We start from the raw sequence: 17,578 nt of genomic DNA on the forward strand, positions 1-17,578 counted from the left end.
CAAGTTGGCTTGGAAACATCAGCCGCAGACTGCTTTACGCAACATGGAGGAAACAGCTATGCACGTCCAAAATCCTATCGTCCCGGCCGGCCTGGGGTTGCGGCTTCCTGATCCGACGAGCGCAGGAGCGATCGGCCCTCCGGACCTGGAAACCTCCGATGTGGCATCCAGAGAGGCTTACGAGCGTGGAGGCGACGCTGGCATGCGGGAGACGCAAGATGAAGAGAATCCATATCCAGAAGGATGCGTGCTCGCGAAAGCCTTTGAACACGGCTATCTCGACGGCCAAAAGGCGCGGCGATAACACGATGATGTTTAGGACCAGCCTCGCATGAAGCAGATCTGAAAGATCGCGACACGCTTTCGTTTCCATCCCTTTAGACAAGTTCATTCAGTGGGTGGTACTGACAATGACGGCAGAGGTTTTCTCTCCGCGATCCCTGGGAGGAGATCAATGGGTTCTGTTATCAAGGTGGGATTTTCTCTTATTTGGGAGACGCCGGTCCTCATCCATAAGGGTGACTTCTGTACCAGGGCGATAGATGGTCCCAGAGAGGCGCTGCGATATCTGCAGCGAGATTTTGACCAACACTCCGGTCAGCTTTATTGGAACGCGGTTTATTCCTGTATGAAAGCGCTTCGATATCGATCCGCCGCCGAAATTGCCCGCAAATATTTTGTTATCGCTTGTGACAATGCCTTGATCGATGCCCGTTAAACTGGTGTTGTACCGGTCAACGGCCACGGCAAACGGTGGCCGGTATGGGTAAAGATTAATAGGCAACGGGCGGCTCTGTGAGATGCTGCCTTTACTTCGAATCCCTGATAATGCGGCGAGCGGCATCTTTTTCGTTGAGGATGGCGCAGAAGACTTGCGCTTCCTTCTCTGGCAAGTTCTCAAGCTCCCAGGTCGACGGCTTTGCAGGCACTCCGGTAAATATATCATAGACGGTCCAGGAAAAATCCATTTCCTGACGAACGGCATAGCGTCTGGTGCTTGTTGCCATCGCCTTCTCCTGAAGGATGGCTGCGGCCGAAACGGCCTTTGCGTTCATCGATCGTTTTCACAATATCACGCGACAGTCGAATAGTCTGCCGTCGTAAGATTGATCGGTATTTATTGTGCCGGAACGGCTGCGGACGGAATAGTTGTAGATTGAACAGTTGGAGCAGGCGCGTAGGCTGATCGTATGATTGGCCAGAAATTCCACACGAGAGCAGCCAAGACGAGAACAACCAGCATCGGGAGTAATATATCCAATTGGCGACCAGATCTGGGAGTTGTCCTTCGTTGGTCGCGGTTTGGTTTATCGAAATCGTTACTCATAATATTTTTCTCCCGATAGTGCCGCTGGAAATCCGATGCGCACTGTTCCCCCATGCAACGAGCAGTCCACTAGCGTACAGTTTGAGGACGCATGGGCCGGTTCCTCTCTATCCTTAGAGCTTTAAGAAGCGCAGCCTTTTCGAGCCGGCCGGCCACATCACCAGTGGTAATTTGTCGGAAGACCGTTTCGGTCTTCTCGCGGATCGGGCAGGTGAATCGCTTTGGGCGCTTGGACATGATCATAACCAAAGATGAACTGGTGGAAGGCTAACGCTCAAAATGGCGGCGGTTCCAGCGATCAATACCGAGGTCTCGATCAGCATGCGTGTCAATCGGCGCGATGTATTTGCAAAAAGAACGTTTTTCATTTTGGCTCCTTGTTATAATTATTTTCTAGGAATTTGGCATAATATCACAGTTTCTTAGAAAAGTTTCATAAAGTTTATGAAATATTAATTTAGATTTTTCTGAATATCCGGCCGGGCCGCCACGAGGGAAAGTGACTGAATGCTGATTATGGGATGGCCCGCCCTTCCGAAGACATCGAGTATGATGATCCGTCACTGAAGGAAGCGGTGTCGATCCATGACGATTTCGATTTTGGGCATCGATATAGACAAGAATAGCTACAGCATTGTCGGTGTCGACAGCAAAGGTGTGGTGATTGTCCGCCGAACGATGCGGCGGCAGACGCTCATTGAGTTTGTCAGCAAGATGCTGAGGTACATCATCGCTACCCTCGCGTCCCGACCTGAAGAGCTTTGCCCAATCCTTTCAGCCAGTCGATGCGGAGGGTGCGGGATAGTCATTATAAATAACTTCCCGCATTGCCGCCGGCGTAGAAAAGCATTCGCAGCACCTCATTGAATAGCGTGCGTGACTTCAAACTCTGGATAAGAGCTGGATTGGCCAGCATCATGAGACCGAACGCTTCGTGTCGGCGAGCCCTGCAGTCAGATGCAAAGCGATCTCCTCGCTCAGCCTGCGTCGGCGGACGAACGACCCGAATCCCGCCGAACGCAGAGCGCCGGGTGTTCGGGTTGCGGATCTGCACCGCGAAGAATTCCAGAAAGTGTCGCTTGTGCACCGCGTTCTACGCTATCATGAGCGGCAAGCGGGCATGTGCGGTGACGGCAATAAGCTCGTTCATCGGAAGGATTGCGGATTGAGGATCGTGCCTGGCGAAACACATCGGAAATCTCTGAAACCCGGATCGCGCTTCGTCTGGTCGACAAGGGTGCTTTGTGTGGGAGGTTCCTTGCGGTCGATGGTGTCCCAACTCTGATGAGGGATGACATCCACCTTGCGCCCTGCGGTGCTAGCTTGCGCTTGCGCCTCGTACCAGGGCGTGTCGTCGAAGGTGGGGCCTTCGACGGTGAACAGCTTTTTGTCGCGATCGACGATAGTGATCAGGAAGGGCTGATGGGGTTTTAGCATGGTGCCTCCTATATGTGACAAAGGACATTATCACATGTAATCAGTGGCTTGGTGTCAATTGGTCTAATGGGCCGCAGGTTCGAATCTCATCAAGAGCATACAGAAGCCTTCAATCATCCGGCAATATTGGACCCCTGTTTTGAGCTTGTCAGTTGAATGACCGGTGAGTGCGAGCGCCCTGGCGCACTTGTTGGCGAGCTCGTTTTCGGGATGCACATCTCTATCTGCAATTCACTGCCATGCTCATCTGAGAAAACTTGAACAAAGGACTAGCCTGTAAGCAATCCTTGATTGATAATTTGATTCGTTAATCGTCAAAATCTCAATGACCACACGACGGCTCGACCGCCACCGTGCCAGTTGATCGACTCCGACGCTTGCGCCCAGAACCCCGGAATGCTTGGTTAGGGAGTATTTCCGTCATGACGGACATCATAGTCGCCGAAAAGACGTCGAAAATATTCCGCCAGCGCTGCCGCTATCCCGGGATGCTCGGTTCGATGCGAGGCCTCTTTTCTCCCGAGTATACCGAGATCAAAGCTGTCACCGGGCTTTCCTTCTCCATCAGGGCTGGGGAAGCTGTGGGCTATCTCGGGCCGAATGGGGCCGGAAAGTCAACGATGATTAAGATGATGACCGGGATCCTCGTTCCCTCGAGCGGCGGAGTGTCGGTCCTTGGGCGCGTCCCGCACAAGGAGCGCATGGCCAATGCGCGAGAAATTGGCGTGGTGTTCGGCCAGCGCAGTCAGCTTTGGTGGGATCTGCCGGTTCGGGATAGCTTCGAGCTCAGCCGTCACGTCTACAATATCACGCAGAGACGCTTTGATGAGAATCTCAATATGCTGTGCGGTATGCTGGGTATATCGGCCTATCTCGATAGGCCGGTTCGGCAACTAAGCCTCGGCCAGCGGATGCGCGCCGAGATCGCCATGTCTCTATTGCATGATCCAAAGATATTGTTTCTCGATGAGCCCACGATCGGTCTCGACGTCATGGCCAAGGATGTGGTGCGAAAGTTTCTGTCGCAGATCAACAAGGAACGAGGGGTTACAATCATCCTCACGACCCATGATCTTCAAGACATCGAACAGATTTGCCCACGTCTGATCATGGTGGATAATGGAAAGCTCTTATTCGATGGCGAGTTGACGAGGTTGCGGGCCGCTTTTGGTGCGCGACGGCGATTGACGTTGGAATTCAAATCCGATCCGGGTCATGTTCGCTTGAAATGCGCGACGCCTGTCGCCAGCGAAGGGTTGACGCGGCACTTTTTACTGGAGAACGACAAAACCTCGTTGGTCGAGGTCTTGACGGAATTGGGCAGTGGTTACGACCTGCATGATGTTTCCGTCGACGCGCCCGATATCGAGGAGGTGATCCGGACCTATTACCAAAATCGCCCCGCGATGGAGCCAGCGTGAGCAGAATGTATCTGGCTTTCACAGTGACCGCGTTTCAGGCTCGGTTCGCATATCGTGGGGAAGTCTGGGCTAGCCTCTTCGGCAGACTTGTCGAAGTGCTGGCGCGGATCGCCGTCTGGACGGCGGTTTTTGCGGGCGCGCCAACTGTCGATGATATAAGCCTCCGCGACATGATCACCTATTCACTGATCGCCGGCACTCTACTCGGTGCATGGGATCCGGCCTACCTGATCAACGAGGTCGGCAAAGCGGTGAGGTCGGGGGACGTCGCAGTTCACCTGCTCAAGCCTTTCCACTATCCGCTTTATCTTTTTGCCATCGAAGTCGGCAATCTTGGTTTTGCGCTGATCACCTCGGTTTTACCTGTCGTCCTGATCGTCGGCGCGATTTACGGCGTCCAGCCACCGGCGAGCATTGCTGACGGCGCATTCTTTTTGGCGTTCTGGCTTTTGTCTTTCTGTATTTATTTTTTGCTGGCAACCGCAATCGGCTTGATGTCTTTCTGGATCATGGATGCCAATTCGCTCGACTGGTTTTTGAAAGGGATAATGTCCTTTCTATCCGGCAGCATCGTTCCGCTTTGGTTTTTCCCCCCGACACTCGCCGCGGTCGCGCGATTTTTGCCATTCAGTTGGATTTCCTATTATCCAGCGGCCGTCTATCTCGGCAAGCTTGATCGGTTTGATGCGGGATTGGCTCTCATAGCAGGTGTCACGTGGGCCTTCGTTTTGGCGGGCGCAGTGGGCCTACTGTGGTCGCGAGCGCGGCATCGCATCGTCGTGCAGGGAGGATAGATGGGGCATTCGCTTTCCACACTCTGGTTCATTGCCCGGCTATATATGCGCACGCGCCTGGAATATCGTTCTTCGCTCGTGTTGGGTTGGATTTCTCAGGCGTTCGGCTACGCCGGCGCTTACGCGGCCGTCTGGCTGATCCTTGCGCGGTTCGAGGTTCTGGGAGGATGGCGCTGGCCAGAACTGGCGCTACTGCTGGGATTTCACATACTTTCTTATTCCTTGGGAGCTTCGCTCAGCTTCGTCCAGATGCGTGACATGGAAGGACTGGTGCAACGTGGCGGCTTTGACGCACTGCTTGTCAAGCCGATCAGCCCGTGGGCCTATCTGGTGTTCTCCGGCCTCAACATTGGCTATGGCGGTCATATCCTTCTCGGTCTGGGATTGAGCAGTTGGGCTTTGATCCAGTTACATCCCGCGTGGGCCTGGTGGACCATGCCGTTCGCGATTGGGGCGTTGGTCAGTGCCGCAATGCTCGTCTGCGCGATTTTGACGATGATCGGCGCCACGGCGCTGATCTGGGGGCGCTCGAACCATCTCTACTCAATCTTCTTTGGGTTCTGGCAGTTGGCGCGCTATCCACTCAATATCTTTCCCGGAGCCATCCAAATTGTCATGCTAACGGCGATGCCGCTCGCATTCATCAGTTTTGTGCCGGTTGCCGTGATCCTGGGCAAGGACGTTCCGGTTCTCGGTGCCTGGGCGCCGATATTGAGCATAGCCGCTGGTCCAGTCACGGCCGGTATTGCGGCTATGCATTGGCGCTACTGTGTGAACCACTATCAAAGCGGTGGCGGCTAAGAGGGCAGAGTTCCTTGAGACATGGCTAGATCGATGAGTATTTCCACAAGCTGAGGTGGGGAGGTCATTTGTATCGAGATTTCACCCATCTTGGCAATTCATCGCGACACTCCGCAAATGCCGATATCGCCAATTTAGCAATGGCTGTAAATCGGCATAGGGGTTCGACGCCGATCCTCACGATAACTCTTTGTAATTCCTGACATTAGCGGGTCATTTTCTAGTGTTGAATTACAGTAGCGACAAATTCCTGTGCCTGTTACATCGGTCACATAGGCTGAAAGGACTGAATGGAGATACGGAATGCCCGTTTTGGAAATGAAGTTTGACCCCAGCGAAGATGACCGCAAGGCAATCGTAAATCCCCTGCTCGCCTTCAATGATTCGAAGGCGGGACAAGATGGCTACAAGCCGCTCGCAATTTTACTGCGCGATGATGAGGGCGAAATCCAAGGCGGCCTGTGGGCCAAATGTTATTATAACTGGCTGTTCGTAGAGTTGCTGTTTGTGCCAGAAGCTATGAGGGGCCAGAGATTGGGGGCAAGGCTTCTGGCTCAGGCGGAGCAATGGGCCAAAGAAGAAAATTGTGTCGGCATTTGGCTTGACACATTCAGCTTTCAGGCTCCAGGCTTCTATGAAAGGCAAGGATACTCTGTGTTCGGAGTGCTGGAACGATATCCCGCTGATACAAAGAGAATATTTTTGCGAAAGTTGCTTTGACCTTCCGCGCGAAATCCGTTCTTGCGCGGTTTGCCGCCTTCGCTGGAAGACGCCAAACGCGAATATCGGCCTGCTCGTGATAGATCAGGTCGTCTGGGCCGGAATGCGTGGCGAGGTCACGTTCACGTCTTTCAACGGTTTGGATGCCTGGACTTTTGCCGCAATGAGACCGGCAAGCGGCGGGGTGGTCCTGACGCGGGATCTCCGACCGAACAATCAGCTCTCTAGGCGAGCGCTTATGCACACCTCTCTATCCAATTCGATCGACCTGGAGCTGTCAACAGGGCAAGTGCTGGACATTTAGCAATGCTTAGGCAGCAATCTGGCAATCATACCGTCGCGGAAATCCTGACATGCACTGAGATGTTCTGATTGATGTTGCAGCCAGAAGGTGATCCTATTCCGGCAGTTGAGTCCTCGCCCTCCTTTCCATTTAGAGTTCGAGCGAACCATGTCGATTTCAGATGCGATCTACCGCCCATTCGAAAGCCTGATCCGGCCGCTCGACATCCCCTACAGGCCGCTGCCGTCGAGCGGGCCATGGGTCGTTCTTCTTCACTTCGTCCTGATGTTTCGCGGCATCCTGATCACGCTTGCCCTTTGCACCATGGCGATCGAGGTCATGAGTCTGACGATGGTCTGGGGCCTGTCCGTCATTGTTGATGGCGTCACGCAGCAGGGCGCTGCCGCTTTCCTGTACAACGACCGGATGCTCCTGATCGTCCTTGGCCTGATGCTTTTCCCCTGCATTCCGATTGGCTCTTTCCTGGTCAATACGCTGACCTCGCATACGCTTGGCATCGGCATGCCGGCCGCCATTCAATGGCAGGGGCACAGGGCGGTGGAACGGCAGGACCTCGCTTTCTTCCACGATCTCTATGCCGGCCAGGTCGCCTCGCGCCTGCAGCAGGTAGCGTCAGCCGTGCAGCAGCAGGTGATTTCGGCCTTCCAGTCCATTCCGCGTTTTATCATGCAGATGATCGGCTCCGTCATTCTTCTGGGCGCGCTCTCTTGGCAGCTTGCCCTTCCATCCGTTGTCTGGATCACGCTCAACGTGCTTCTCGCCGTCAGGCTGGCGCCGGTTTTCACTGAGCGCTCTCGCCGCTCCGCCAAGCGTCGCAGCCTCATTTCCGGCGCCATCACCGATCTCTACGCCAATATGCAGATGGTCAAGCAATTCGCCGCGGAAGACAGCGAGGCCGGCGCCATCAGGGGCATAATCGGCAAGGCGATCGAAGCTCAGCAGAGCGAACAGCGCATCTACCGTACCGCTGAGGTCATCGTCGTCATCCTTAACATGATGCACTGGCTGGCAATCCTGTCGATCGGCTTTACCGGCCTCGTGGATGGTTTCGTCACGATCGGCGAATTCACTGCCGCCGTTTATGTTCTCAACCGCTTTTCCGGTCACACATTTACATTCCTGCAGATGGGCCAGCAGATCTTCCAGGCGATCGGCACGATCAAGGACGCCATGCCGGTCATGACGACACCGCCCACCATCACCGACGGGCCGGACGCACAGGACCTTGTCGTCCCAAACGGCGAAATCCGTTTCGAGAACGTTCGTTTCGCCTATAAATCTGGCAAACCCGTCATCGAAGACCTGTCGCTGACGGTGCGGCCGGGCGAGAAGGTGGGCCTCGTCGGCCTCTCAGGTGCCGGCAAGACGACGCTCGCAAACCTGCTCCTGCGCTTCTACGATATCAAGGACGGGGCGATCCGGATCGACGGGCAGGATATCCGGGCGGTGACGCAAGCAAGCCTTCGCCGCGCGATCGGCGTCATAGCCCAGGATGTCGCGCTGCTGCACCGTTCCGTCGGAGACAATATCCGCTACGGCCGGCCGGAGGCGACGCAGGAAGAGATTGAAAGGGTGACGAAGATGGCGAGCGCCGATAGCTTCATCGCCGATCTTGCCGACAGCGAGGGCCGCAAGGGCTATGACGCCTTTGTTGGCGATCGCGGCATCAAACTTTCAGGCGGTCAGCGCCAGCGCGTGGCCATCGCCCGTGTATTGTTGAAAAACGCTCCTATCCTGATCCTGGACGAGGCGACCTCGGCGCTGGACAGCGAATCCGAAGCCGCTATTCAAGAGAGGCTGGACCTGGTGATGGAAGGCAAGACGGTCATCGCCATCGCCCATCGCCTGTCAACCATTTCCAGCATGGACCGCATCGTCGTGCTGGATCACGGCCGCGTCCTTGAGGAAGGCCGACCGGCTGAACTGATTGAGGGGGACGGCCTGTTTGCGCGGCTCTGGCGACTTCAGACCGCCGGGTTTATTCCTGACGAGATCAGCTAACCAACGCCATTCGCGGACTGACAAGCTACAAGGATTGAGAATGACGGCGTTCTTGAGGTCCCGACTATCAACAGCAAATAGGAGTCCAAATGCGAGTCTCTGTTCTACCTGAACCACCATACTACCTGGTCAGCTTCACCTCGCAGCGAACAGATATCGAAGACGGTTACGGCGAGATTGGCTACGCGATGAGCGAACTTGCAAGTCAACAACCAGGCTACCTTGGTTTTGAAAGCGTTCGCGGTTCGGATGGTTTCGGAATACTGCTATCGTTCTGGAAGGACGAAGAGAGCATCCGCGCATGGAAGGCTGTCGTCGATCATGCTGAAGCGCAACGGCGAGGTCGCCAAGATTGGTACTCTCGTTACGAAATTCGCGTTGCCTTAGTACAGCGGGCCTACGGCTTTGACAAAGAGCAGTGACTGCGGCTGGCATCCTTAACGGCATCGACGTCGAGATCTCGTCGCAACTTTCCCTATCGACGAGCTCACTAACGCACCCGTAGCCTATAGGGAAACTGAGCCGGCGCATCTGCCGCACTTTACGGATTGAGGAAACGGAGGGCACATTCGTGGGCGCGGCCGAGCGGCTGAGCATTTGGGCTGCTATGCGCTTTTCCGCGGCTACGCGAGTATCGGACACGTTCCAGAACCCGATATTTTGCTTGCCCAGGCGGACAGACGCATGCAGTTCGCGCCCTGGACCAATCTTTGACTGGATTGCCGCGAATGTAGACATTGCAGCAAGACGAGGTGGCTGTAAATCGGCATACGGTTTTGACGCCGATCTTCACGATAACCTTTTGTAATTCCTGGCATTGGTGGGTCACTTTCTAAAGCTGAATTACATATGACTTCCACGCGGAGAATCTAGGCGCTACAATTTCGACCGTTATGGAAAGCTGCTGGCGCAGGTCATTGCGACAGGTTGGAAAGACGAGGCCGAACTGGTTGCCCGCCTCGGCTTCAAAGAACTGAACCGCCTGATGGACCGGGGTATTTCCTATGGCCGCTTGCCTTGGTTCATGCTGGAACTGGCAAAGGATTGGCTGAAGGCGGATGTTGCCATCGACAGCGAGTTCCGCCAGCTCGAGGTCGCAAATCTCGGTGTTTGGGACAAGCTGCTCGCCGGCTGGCGCGATTCGAATGAGCGGTCTTTTGATGCGTTGATGAGCGAAATGGCCGAATACCATCTGGCTCAGTCCGGAATCGTCGAGAATACCGAGAAGGACTGGTACGAGTTCGAAGAACTCTCCTATTGGCTGTTCCCGGTTGAATTGTTGGCCGTGCTGCGTCTTCGCGAATGGGGCGGAATTGCCAATCCGCCGCTGACTCATCCGATCTTCTGGGTCACCCCGCTTGCCAACCTCTATCCGTCCCCGGCTTGGCCGAAAGATGAGACGGTCGATCGGGCGGAAGCGAAGTTCCGCGCCCTTTATCCAGACATCCCCTCCGTTGCGGACCTGCAGCGCCTGCGCAACGCACAATAGGCCGCAGGAGGGTGGCGAAGCGGCGTTTGCGAGACCTCGGCTTCGCAGACGCAGGCGGCCCAAGCAAAGAGGCTCAGTCGCTGATCATTTTCTCCATCTGCACTGCGTTCCTGGCAAGGCCGACTAGTTCCGATATATCCCAGTCGTGTTGAGACCATCCGGCTTTCAGATAAAAGCCGACAGCGTCTGGTGCGGCATTGACCCGCAATAGCCGGATGCCCCGGTTCTTCGCTTCTGCCTCAAGGAGGCCGTTTAGTCTCCGCCCGTGTCCAAGTCGTTGCTTGTCTTTCACGATCGCAACCAATCTAACGATGCCAACTTCGCCACGTTGATCGAGCCGCACCACCCCGATAGGCACTCTATCATCGAATAAAAGAAACGGTGTATTTCCTTCAAGACGGTCGTCTGCATGATTCTCGTCGTAAGAAGCGCTGTGCCGGTCGGGTGTGAATAGTACAGCTCGACGAATGTCATGCATTGCACGCCAGTCGTCTGCCGTAGTCACCGGCGCCAATATATATGCCATTAGTCCTCTGCCGCTTCAAATTTCGAGGTTCGCGCCAAGCGTACAGCGGAAATCTTCTCGGCGGGAGTTCCTTTTCTGTCGCTAGCGCTGCTTTCAAACCGAAAACAAGAGAAATCGCGTGGGCCATGTGCATCTGGACAACCGTCAATCTTGACATCGAAGCTGCCCCACATACGAAAAGGGGTCAAATGGGGCTGATTTGGGAACCGTGTCGCTATACAGGGCAATTGTGCCATTCCTCATCCTCGATCATAATCCGTGGTTGTGGTTGAGCAGATGCTCGCGGAGGGTAACGAAGAGGCCTCATGACGAAGCTCGATATTAATGGTGGTCGCTTTGCAACGGTTGCCTGATAGCCTTGCGCCGCTCACCGTGCCGAAACTGCGACGACTGCTTCTCGCACAGATTCCTTCCGATCTAGCCGATTGGTTGGATTTTGTGGCGCTAAGTGCGCTGGTAGCATTCCAATGGCAGCTTGGACCTGCGGCGGTCGCGAGTTTAACATTGGCGCTAGCGTTACCCTATGTCGTTCTCGCCCCCGCCGTTGGCGTTTTGGTGGATCGCGCCGATCAGCGAACGCTGCTGGTGGCGAGTAACCTCATACGGGCCATTTCGACGGCGGCATTTGTTCTGGCGCCAAATCTCGTGGTGCTCCTTGTATGCGTCGTCATCAAATCCAGCGCCGACGCTTTGTTTACACCAGCGAAGCAGGCGGCAATTCCACTTCTTGCGAACCATGATCGATTGTTGGCGGCAAATAGTCTCAGCCACGTCATCAATCAGCTAACCAAGATTGTCGGGCCAGCCTTGGGTGGGGTTCTGACAGTATTTCTCGACTTGCAGCAGATTTTCCTGGTGAATGCTGGCCTGTCGCTGATCGCAGCCCTGATTCTCTTTGGTCTGCCTGGCCGTTTGCGCGCAGATCGCCGTGGAGCCGCTAAGGGAAAATTCGGCCAGGAGTTTGCCGACGGCCTTCGACACATTCGCCGTAAGCCAGTCCTGGCTACCGCCATCATGGCTATGGCTCTCGGCTATTTTCTAATCTTCCTGTACGACGGCCTGATCGCGCTCCTGGTTAAGGAAATCGGCCTTTCGAGCGCCTTGCTCGGAGCCTCCGTGGCATCCGCAGGAGCAGGTGGAGTAATCGGCGCTCTGCTTCTGGGGCAGTTCTTCGGGCACCGTGACCCTTTTCAGTTGATGATCGGATCAGGCGTTGTTGGCGGGCTATTAATTGCCTTGATGGGACACGTCGGACGCGGCGATATCGAGATGTCCGCCGTAGGTTTTTGTACACTCCTATTTGCAACAGGTTTGGCCAGCGCCGGCTTCTTTATCCCCTACCGCGTCGTGCTGCAGAAGGAGACACCGCTTGAGCTTTTGGGGCGCGTTGCTGCGGTGGGCGAGGGACTTAGTGCGGCAGCGATGATGACTGCGCCTCCGCTTGGAGCCGCGCTGGCGGAATTTGCCGGGATATCTTCGCCCTATTTGATCAGCGGCTATGCTACAGCCTTGCTGGCATGCTCGTTGCTGATTGTCAGACGGCGGATGGGAACCAGAGATGAAGGTCTCGACGCTAGGTAGCGAGCGGGCTGCGCCTCCCGACTCTGCCCCAGGAGGTGGGTGGATTTGCCAAGATGTGGCAAATCATGATTCCTTCTTATCATGAAGATCAAGCTGACGGCGTTTGAGCATGCTGAGACGTTGTCGCTGGTGGCGATGTCCCGGCTCGCCGCCGGCCTTTGGTGGAGCAAATTTCTGGCCCTGCTGATCTGTTAGATAGTTGTCGCGGTTGTCGCGCGTCCCATGTGACTGAGTGGACATCGGATACTGTCGGGGTCCGAGTTTTTGCAAGGTCTTTGGTCGGATCGAGCCAATCGCCGTCATTGTCCCATCGGATACTTGCTCTATTTTGCGTTGCCACAGACGGAGGAAGATAATGGCTTTCAAACAAGATCAGTTTTTTCAGGCGGTTGCATCTCGGCAAATACCCAGAATCAGGATCGCTGGGATCGTTGTGGCGGACGAGGCAGTCCTGGTTCAACAACCCGCAGACGACCCTAACTCCTGCTTCGCCTTCATCGGGGGCGAATATGAGGTAGGAGATACATTTGAAACCCGTCTACGAAAAGAGTTCGAAGAGGAGACCAATGCGACTGTCGTGGAGGCTCGCTATCTTTTCTGCGTCGAGAATCACTTCCGATACAGAGGGAGCCTCATTCAACAAGCCGAACATTACTTCTTGGTGAGCTTGGATCGACGAGATGTGGAGAGCCGAGAGGGACATCTGAAGCAGTATTGGATACCATTATTGCAGTTTGGTAGCGTGGACGTTCGGCCAATTGCCGTTCGGGACGCTGTTGCTGACGGCAGCTACCTAAGCATGCGCCACTTCGTTCAAGCGGCTGATTAGTTCAAGAGCCGCTTTGAGGCTGACTGTGGGCCAAGGGTATCGGCTGGATCGCACCGTTTGCAGTCATAGGAATTTCGTGTTTTGTCCCTGCGCGGGTCGTCTGAAAGGAGCGGAGGGCGGATGGAAAACCTTCAGCGGATACTAATCTTCGGGAATGGTGGAACAGGCAAGACTTGGCTGTCTCGCGAGATTGGGCAAATCCTCAAGCGTCCCGCTATCCATCTAGACGATCTTCGCTGGGCTCCCGATCAGTACGGTGTCGCGCGCGACAATCAAGTTGTGTTCAATGAAGTCGTCGAAGCCGCAAAGGCCGAGAGCTGGCTGATGGAAGGGGTATATGGATGGCTTGCCAACGCGGTGCTGCATCGCGTGACGAGTTTGATTTGGATCGATTTGCCCGATGAAGATTGCATTGCGAATATCACCGCCAGAGGCATCCAGGGGGGAGGTAGTGAGGAAAGCTTTCAAGAACTGATCGAGTGGGTACGCGAGTATCGCAAGCGCGAAAACTCTTCGACCAGCTATGTCGGGCATCAGAAGCTGTTCGAAGCATGCGCGGGAACGAAGGTATTACTGAAGAGCCGTTCTCAAGTGATCGATCATGTCGAGGCCATTCGGGCTTTGTGCGGCTAGGGCGGTATCCAAAGTCTATAGGGAAACTGCGCCGCGGCATCTGGCCCACTTACGGATAGGGGTGCCTGCCGCTGCCCCGCATCTGCGCGATGATCGTCGATGAGGGAACGTTGTTCATTTGCGTCGAGATTTCCCCCAACTTTGCATTTCGTCGTTACCCTGCTTCGATTTTGACATTGCAGATTCATCAATTGGTTCCCCGTGACTGAATGGATCACCATCAAATAAAAATTTGGGTCAAACGGTCGTGAAACTCGATAGATACAGCGCCGGAAGTGGTCCAGAAGCAATATTTCAACAGGCTGGCAATGAAGCGTAGATCGGATCTGGCTTGAAAATCTCCGGTCCAAAGCGGAGGCGACCGTCAAACGGCCGGATGTCCCGGAGATCCAGACTGTCGAGCGCAAACGAAACGTGGGGCGTGTAGTCTCGATAAAGCCACGTCATTCCCGCCCCGCGAAATTCCGCGTGACGGCGGGAAAGCTTGCCGGAACCAAAGGCAAGGACGATGACACCGCCGAAGTTCAGGAGAATTCGCCGTTGGCTCGCACGGATCGTCAAACTTTCCGCAGCAGGCACCAACTGCCGCCAGACGTTCGTATCGTGGAATTTTCCGACCGTAACATGCAAAGCGGTCGCCGGGACGATCTCCTGGAAGCCTTCGGTGACCGCCCATTTAATAATGTCGTCCCGATTAAGAAGTTCTCTGATGACGAACACCCACTTGTTTCCCAGGAGTTTCAAGATGGCACGCTAGCCTGATTTCGGGTGAGAAGAGATCGGCCCCGCTGGCTTCTAACCCTGACGCTCTCTATGACTTGGCTGAGAGTTGCCCAATGGCACTACTTCCAAAGGTTCCGACAGGCCGATAGCCTTTGACGCGCTTCTGGCGCGCCAGTTCCAGAAAGTGTGTGGCTGCTTCACGTTCTGTTGCGAACATTTCGGTTTTCTCGCCACCGCGTTTGCCGATCCTTCCCCAAGCGCGCGTTACCGCGACCTCGCCAAATAGCATTGGCTGGATGGAGAGCAGATAGTAGCGCGCCATGTTTTTGGTCGTATCGATGCGCTGGCAATAGAGCCTGTAGGGGTAAAGAGCCATGCCGGCAGCATCGCCGCATTCGATGGTCGCCGTCCAACAAGACTTTTGAATCGATCAGTCGCCTCCGATTCACAACGCTGATGGGATCTCACCTTACCGGCGCTATTGCGTTCCATCCCTGCGGCACGCAACCAGGCGACGCTGTTTCCGCCGGTCGGGTGCATAGAGCTATCGCTTTGGCAGATCTCGGCTTGTCGACGTGTTGCGTCGCAAAAAATAGGGCCATCGGAAAACCGAGGCCCTTTAAAGTGTGAAGGTTATAACCTCCAGAGGGGAACAGCTAATGCGATGGACCTGGGAGGAAGCCATCACGTGCATCAGCTACGGACTTTATGCCTATATTTTATTCGATTCGCAACTATAATTTGTGCAGTGCAGCGATGCCGCGGCCGGCCGCATCGCAGCAGGCCTCGAATTCCAAATCGTTTGTAACTTCTGGCTTGTTGCGCGGGGTATCGCCATATTGGCGGCCGACAAAAGCCGTCTCGATCGTGCGTATCCAGAACGCACTATGCTGCTCTTTCGTGCGCAAAACCTTGTAAGATTCATCAGTATCTTGAGCAAATGCAAATCTGCATATTGCCACGGCGTGACAATGATCACGGAATGATCCTATCGCCTCGGAACGAGAAGGAGCGACAGCGATGCCTGATGCAGAATTTGACGACTTGCCAGATGACGATCCGGACCTTTTGGAAAACTGCGGTCTATCTAGGTCGTATGTCTCGCGCTTGCGTAATGCGTATTTCAGGCGCCTCTCGGATTTTGACGGCATGAGCGATATCGAAATCTTGCGCGAGCCGGGCGTTGGCTTGCGCATCGTCAAAGCCATTAGAGAGCAGCGGGCGCGTGTCGCTGCCAAGTGACCATGCGATCCTGTCGGTTCCGGGCCGGCTCGATGCAGACCGGGAACGGACACCATATCTGCACCTTGAGAGATAACCGACGACCAAAACCGCCGTGTCATCTGCAAAGGCCTTGGTGATCGCCGTGATCCGGCCGCCCAAACTGCCTCTCACCTTGCTTTCACAGTCGATGCCACGCGGTTGTTGCGGGCTTGGAATCTTAATGGGAGCACGGTGTGGCGAGTTGTTTCCAGCCAGAGAAGCCCGACGCCGGAGATGCTTGATACTGGCAGGCGACGGCGACAATGTTGCGGCTTGCATATCGTTAGGTCGTTTCCCGAGCGGATATGACGAATCCACCAGCCCGCGCGTATCTACCTCGTTGCGTTGCCTTCAGTGATCGGTCCCTACGGCCGGCCGGTCAGCCAGCAACCGGCGTGACAAACGATTTTCCCCTGGCCTACTGCCATTCCTCGCGCGCTGCATGCTGCAGCATCAAAATCGCCAGCCGCACCGGCGCTCCATTGCATTGCGCCCCTTCGGGTGCAGTCTTCGCGACAAATGCGTCGCATTTGCGCTGACCTTTGCCGTCCGCTTGTCGTGACCATCGGCAACGCAAACAAAGGAGACACTGCAATGACCGATTTCGTCAACTTCATCCGCTTCAACAACGATCGCACGCTCACCGGCAACATCGCCTCAGTCGCCTACGACCTCGACATTTTGGGCGAGGAATTCGAGAGCACCAACGCCAAGGCGCCCGTCTATCGCCTCTTCGCCAAGAGCCCGCGCGGCAGGCGTGTCGAGATCGGCGGCATCTGGAAGAAGCAGAACCAGAATGGCGGCGACTACTTCACTCTCAGCGTCAACACCGGATACGGCAGGCTCAACGCCAATCTCGGCCGCTATCCCGGCCAGGATGATGAGGAGTTGATGGCGGTCATACCCTGGGAATAACCACGACAATCGCAGTGCCCCGGCCATCGGCCGGGGTGCCGTGTACTCAAGTCCGCTTCGATCCCCGAGCGAGCGCCTGGTTCGCCTTATCAAGGCAAATGGCAGCACCAGCCAACAATATCGAGCAGGTCGGAGAGAAAATAGTGCCGCGCCAGATGCTATCCATGCCGACATCTAGCCGCAGGAATTGCAGGATCGCACCGATGAAGAAGAAAATCGCGCAAAACCCCAATATCAGAATGAGGCCATTCAACACAAACTTGATCTGTTTCACGTTTCTCGCCCATCTTTCCAAAAAAAGGCATAGGTCCGCCGATAAGCTTGCCCTGCGCCATGTCGTTGAAGGATCAAGGGCAATTTGCCGCTTAGACCTCGCCTGATTCCCTTTCGAGACGGGGTATCGGTCACGTTAATTGCTTTATATAGCGAAAACGCAGTATGCGCAAAGTATATGAGCGCGATCATTGCGGCGGAAGTTCTGCTTGTTTGCCGCAATCTCCAGTCCTGGACGGTTGGTGTCATCATTGGCACGTCGCATCTGCGACCGCGCGTCTCAGCCTGCGGCACGGAACCAGCCGGAGACCTGTTTCCGCCCGGTCGGGTGACGATCGCATCGTCTTGGCTGTATCCGCAGCGCCATGGCGCCGGCGCGCGACAAATGCTCGCGCATTTACGCTGACACCGGCGACATCTTTCCTTCAGTCGGGAAAAGAGGGGCACTGCCCTCTCTTCCCAGCAAGAACAAAAAGCCGCTTCCCCATCCTTCGGGCTGTCGCCCTGCAGGACGATCGCGCCGTCGGCGCCATCGCCGCTC

21 protein-coding genes are annotated in these 17,578 nt (G+C 55.3%); 15 read left to right on the top strand and 6 right to left on the bottom strand.

Annotated features, from left to right (window positions below):
* The first annotated feature begins 58 nt into the window (after nucleotides 1-58).
* Together GA0061103_RS33075 and GA0061103_RS33080 are read left to right on the top strand one after the other, a co-directional pair.
* Complete coding sequence (locus GA0061103_RS33075; protein WP_092719926.1) at nucleotides 59-304, top strand: hypothetical protein; 246 nt, start codon at nucleotides 59-61, stop codon at nucleotides 302-304.
* A gap of 150 nt (nucleotides 305-454) precedes the next feature.
* Entirely contained in the window at nucleotides 455-718 is a 264-nt protein-coding gene (locus GA0061103_RS33080; RefSeq protein ID WP_092719928.1) for a DUF982 domain-containing protein, read from the top strand.
* Between the two features lie 91 nt (nucleotides 719-809).
* On the opposite strand, the gene GA0061103_RS33085 is transcribed toward GA0061103_RS33080, so the two are convergent.
* A complete protein-coding gene (locus GA0061103_RS33085) occupies nucleotides 810-1,055 on the bottom strand; it encodes a hypothetical protein (RefSeq protein WP_092719930.1) in 246 nt (81 codons plus the stop codon).
* Between the two features lie 511 nt (nucleotides 1,056-1,566).
* A complete protein-coding gene (locus GA0061103_RS35600; RefSeq protein WP_280949809.1) occupies nucleotides 1,567-1,695 on the bottom strand; it encodes a hypothetical protein in 129 nt (42 codons plus the stop codon).
* Between the two features lie 217 nt (nucleotides 1,696-1,912).
* On the opposite strand from GA0061103_RS35600, the gene GA0061103_RS35200 reads away from it, so the two are divergent.
* Nucleotides 1,913-2,194, top strand: coding sequence for a hypothetical protein (locus tag GA0061103_RS35200; protein ID WP_092719933.1), 282 nt, complete (start codon nucleotides 1,913-1,915; stop codon nucleotides 2,192-2,194).
* A gap of 279 nt (nucleotides 2,195-2,473) precedes the next feature.
* Here the strand turns inward: GA0061103_RS35200 and GA0061103_RS33095 are convergent, their stop codons facing one another.
* On the bottom strand, nucleotides 2,474-2,764 hold the full coding sequence (locus GA0061103_RS33095; RefSeq protein WP_092719935.1) for a hypothetical protein: 291 nt from the start codon (nucleotides 2,762-2,764) through the stop codon (nucleotides 2,474-2,476).
* A 422-nt stretch (nucleotides 2,765-3,186) separates the two neighbouring features.
* On the opposite strand from GA0061103_RS33095, the gene GA0061103_RS33100 reads away from it, so the two are divergent.
* The 7 genes from GA0061103_RS33100 (at nucleotide 3,187) to GA0061103_RS33135 (ending at nucleotide 10,294) form a co-directional block, all read left to right on the top strand.
* On the top strand, nucleotides 3,187-4,185 hold the full coding sequence (locus tag GA0061103_RS33100; protein ID WP_092719937.1) for an ABC transporter ATP-binding protein: 999 nt from the start codon (nucleotides 3,187-3,189) through the stop codon (nucleotides 4,183-4,185).
* A 5-nt stretch (nucleotides 4,186-4,190) separates the two neighbouring features.
* The gene (locus GA0061103_RS33105; RefSeq protein WP_092719938.1) at nucleotides 4,191-4,979 is read left to right on the top strand and encodes an ABC transporter permease; all 789 of its coding nucleotides are present in this window, start codon (nucleotides 4,191-4,193) and stop codon (nucleotides 4,977-4,979) included.
* Nucleotides 4,980-5,780, top strand: coding sequence for an ABC transporter permease (locus tag GA0061103_RS33110; protein ID WP_092719940.1), 801 nt, complete (start codon nucleotides 4,980-4,982; stop codon nucleotides 5,778-5,780). It begins immediately after the preceding gene.
* Nucleotides 5,781-6,083: 303 nt separating this feature from the next.
* A complete protein-coding gene (locus tag GA0061103_RS33115; RefSeq protein WP_092719943.1) occupies nucleotides 6,084-6,500 on the top strand; it encodes a GNAT family N-acetyltransferase in 417 nt (138 codons plus the stop codon).
* A gap of 451 nt (nucleotides 6,501-6,951) precedes the next feature.
* A complete protein-coding gene (locus GA0061103_RS33125; protein WP_092719947.1) occupies nucleotides 6,952-8,805 on the top strand; it encodes an ABC transporter ATP-binding protein in 1,854 nt (617 codons plus the stop codon).
* Nucleotides 8,806-8,894: 89 nt separating this feature from the next.
* Nucleotides 8,895-9,227, top strand: a complete 333-nt coding sequence (locus GA0061103_RS33130) for an antibiotic biosynthesis monooxygenase family protein (RefSeq protein WP_092719949.1) — start codon at nucleotides 8,895-8,897, stop codon at nucleotides 9,225-9,227.
* Nucleotides 9,228-9,790: 563 nt separating this feature from the next.
* Nucleotides 9,791-10,294, top strand: a complete 504-nt coding sequence (locus GA0061103_RS33135) for a hypothetical protein (protein WP_092719952.1) — start codon at nucleotides 9,791-9,793, stop codon at nucleotides 10,292-10,294.
* A gap of 73 nt (nucleotides 10,295-10,367) precedes the next feature.
* Here GA0061103_RS33135 and GA0061103_RS33140 read toward each other — a convergent pair whose 3' ends face one another.
* Nucleotides 10,368-10,820: a GNAT family N-acetyltransferase gene (locus GA0061103_RS33140; protein WP_092719954.1), complete on the bottom strand. Its 453-nt coding sequence runs from the start codon at nucleotides 10,818-10,820 to the stop codon at nucleotides 10,368-10,370.
* A gap of 324 nt (nucleotides 10,821-11,144) precedes the next feature.
* Here GA0061103_RS33140 and GA0061103_RS33145 point away from each other — a divergent pair, with 324 nt between their 5' ends.
* The 3 genes from GA0061103_RS33145 (at nucleotide 11,145) to GA0061103_RS33155 (ending at nucleotide 13,863) form a co-directional block, all read left to right on the top strand.
* Nucleotides 11,145-12,401: an MFS transporter gene (locus GA0061103_RS33145; protein ID WP_092719957.1), complete on the top strand. Its 1,257-nt coding sequence runs from the start codon at nucleotides 11,145-11,147 to the stop codon at nucleotides 12,399-12,401.
* Between the two features lie 355 nt (nucleotides 12,402-12,756).
* Entirely contained in the window at nucleotides 12,757-13,230 is a 474-nt protein-coding gene (locus GA0061103_RS33150) for an NUDIX domain-containing protein (RefSeq protein ID WP_092719960.1), read from the top strand.
* A gap of 120 nt (nucleotides 13,231-13,350) precedes the next feature.
* A complete protein-coding gene (locus GA0061103_RS33155; RefSeq protein ID WP_245304949.1) occupies nucleotides 13,351-13,863 on the top strand; it encodes a P-loop NTPase family protein in 513 nt (170 codons plus the stop codon).
* Nucleotides 13,864-14,157: 294 nt separating this feature from the next.
* Here GA0061103_RS33155 and GA0061103_RS33160 read toward each other — a convergent pair whose 3' ends face one another.
* The gene (locus GA0061103_RS33160; RefSeq protein WP_092719962.1) at nucleotides 14,158-14,583 is read right to left on the bottom strand and encodes a hypothetical protein; all 426 of its coding nucleotides are present in this window, start codon (nucleotides 14,581-14,583) and stop codon (nucleotides 14,158-14,160) included.
* A gap of 91 nt (nucleotides 14,584-14,674) precedes the next feature.
* Entirely contained in the window at nucleotides 14,675-14,962 is a 288-nt protein-coding gene (locus GA0061103_RS33165; RefSeq protein ID WP_092719964.1) for a WGR domain-containing protein, read from the bottom strand.
* 644 nt (nucleotides 14,963-15,606) lie between these two features.
* Between GA0061103_RS33165 and GA0061103_RS33170 the strand changes: the two genes are divergently transcribed.
* Together GA0061103_RS33170 and GA0061103_RS33175 are read left to right on the top strand one after the other, a co-directional pair.
* The gene (locus GA0061103_RS33170; RefSeq protein ID WP_092719965.1) at nucleotides 15,607-15,828 is read left to right on the top strand and encodes a hypothetical protein; all 222 of its coding nucleotides are present in this window, start codon (nucleotides 15,607-15,609) and stop codon (nucleotides 15,826-15,828) included.
* A 615-nt stretch (nucleotides 15,829-16,443) separates the two neighbouring features.
* On the top strand, nucleotides 16,444-16,764 hold the full coding sequence (locus tag GA0061103_RS33175; protein WP_092719967.1) for a DUF736 family protein: 321 nt from the start codon (nucleotides 16,444-16,446) through the stop codon (nucleotides 16,762-16,764).
* Nucleotides 16,765-17,578: the final 814 nt, after the last annotated feature.

The organism is Martinezella multihospitum (assembly GCF_900094585.1).
Classification (GTDB): domain Bacteria; phylum Pseudomonadota; class Alphaproteobacteria; order Rhizobiales; family Rhizobiaceae; genus Rhizobium; species Rhizobium multihospitium.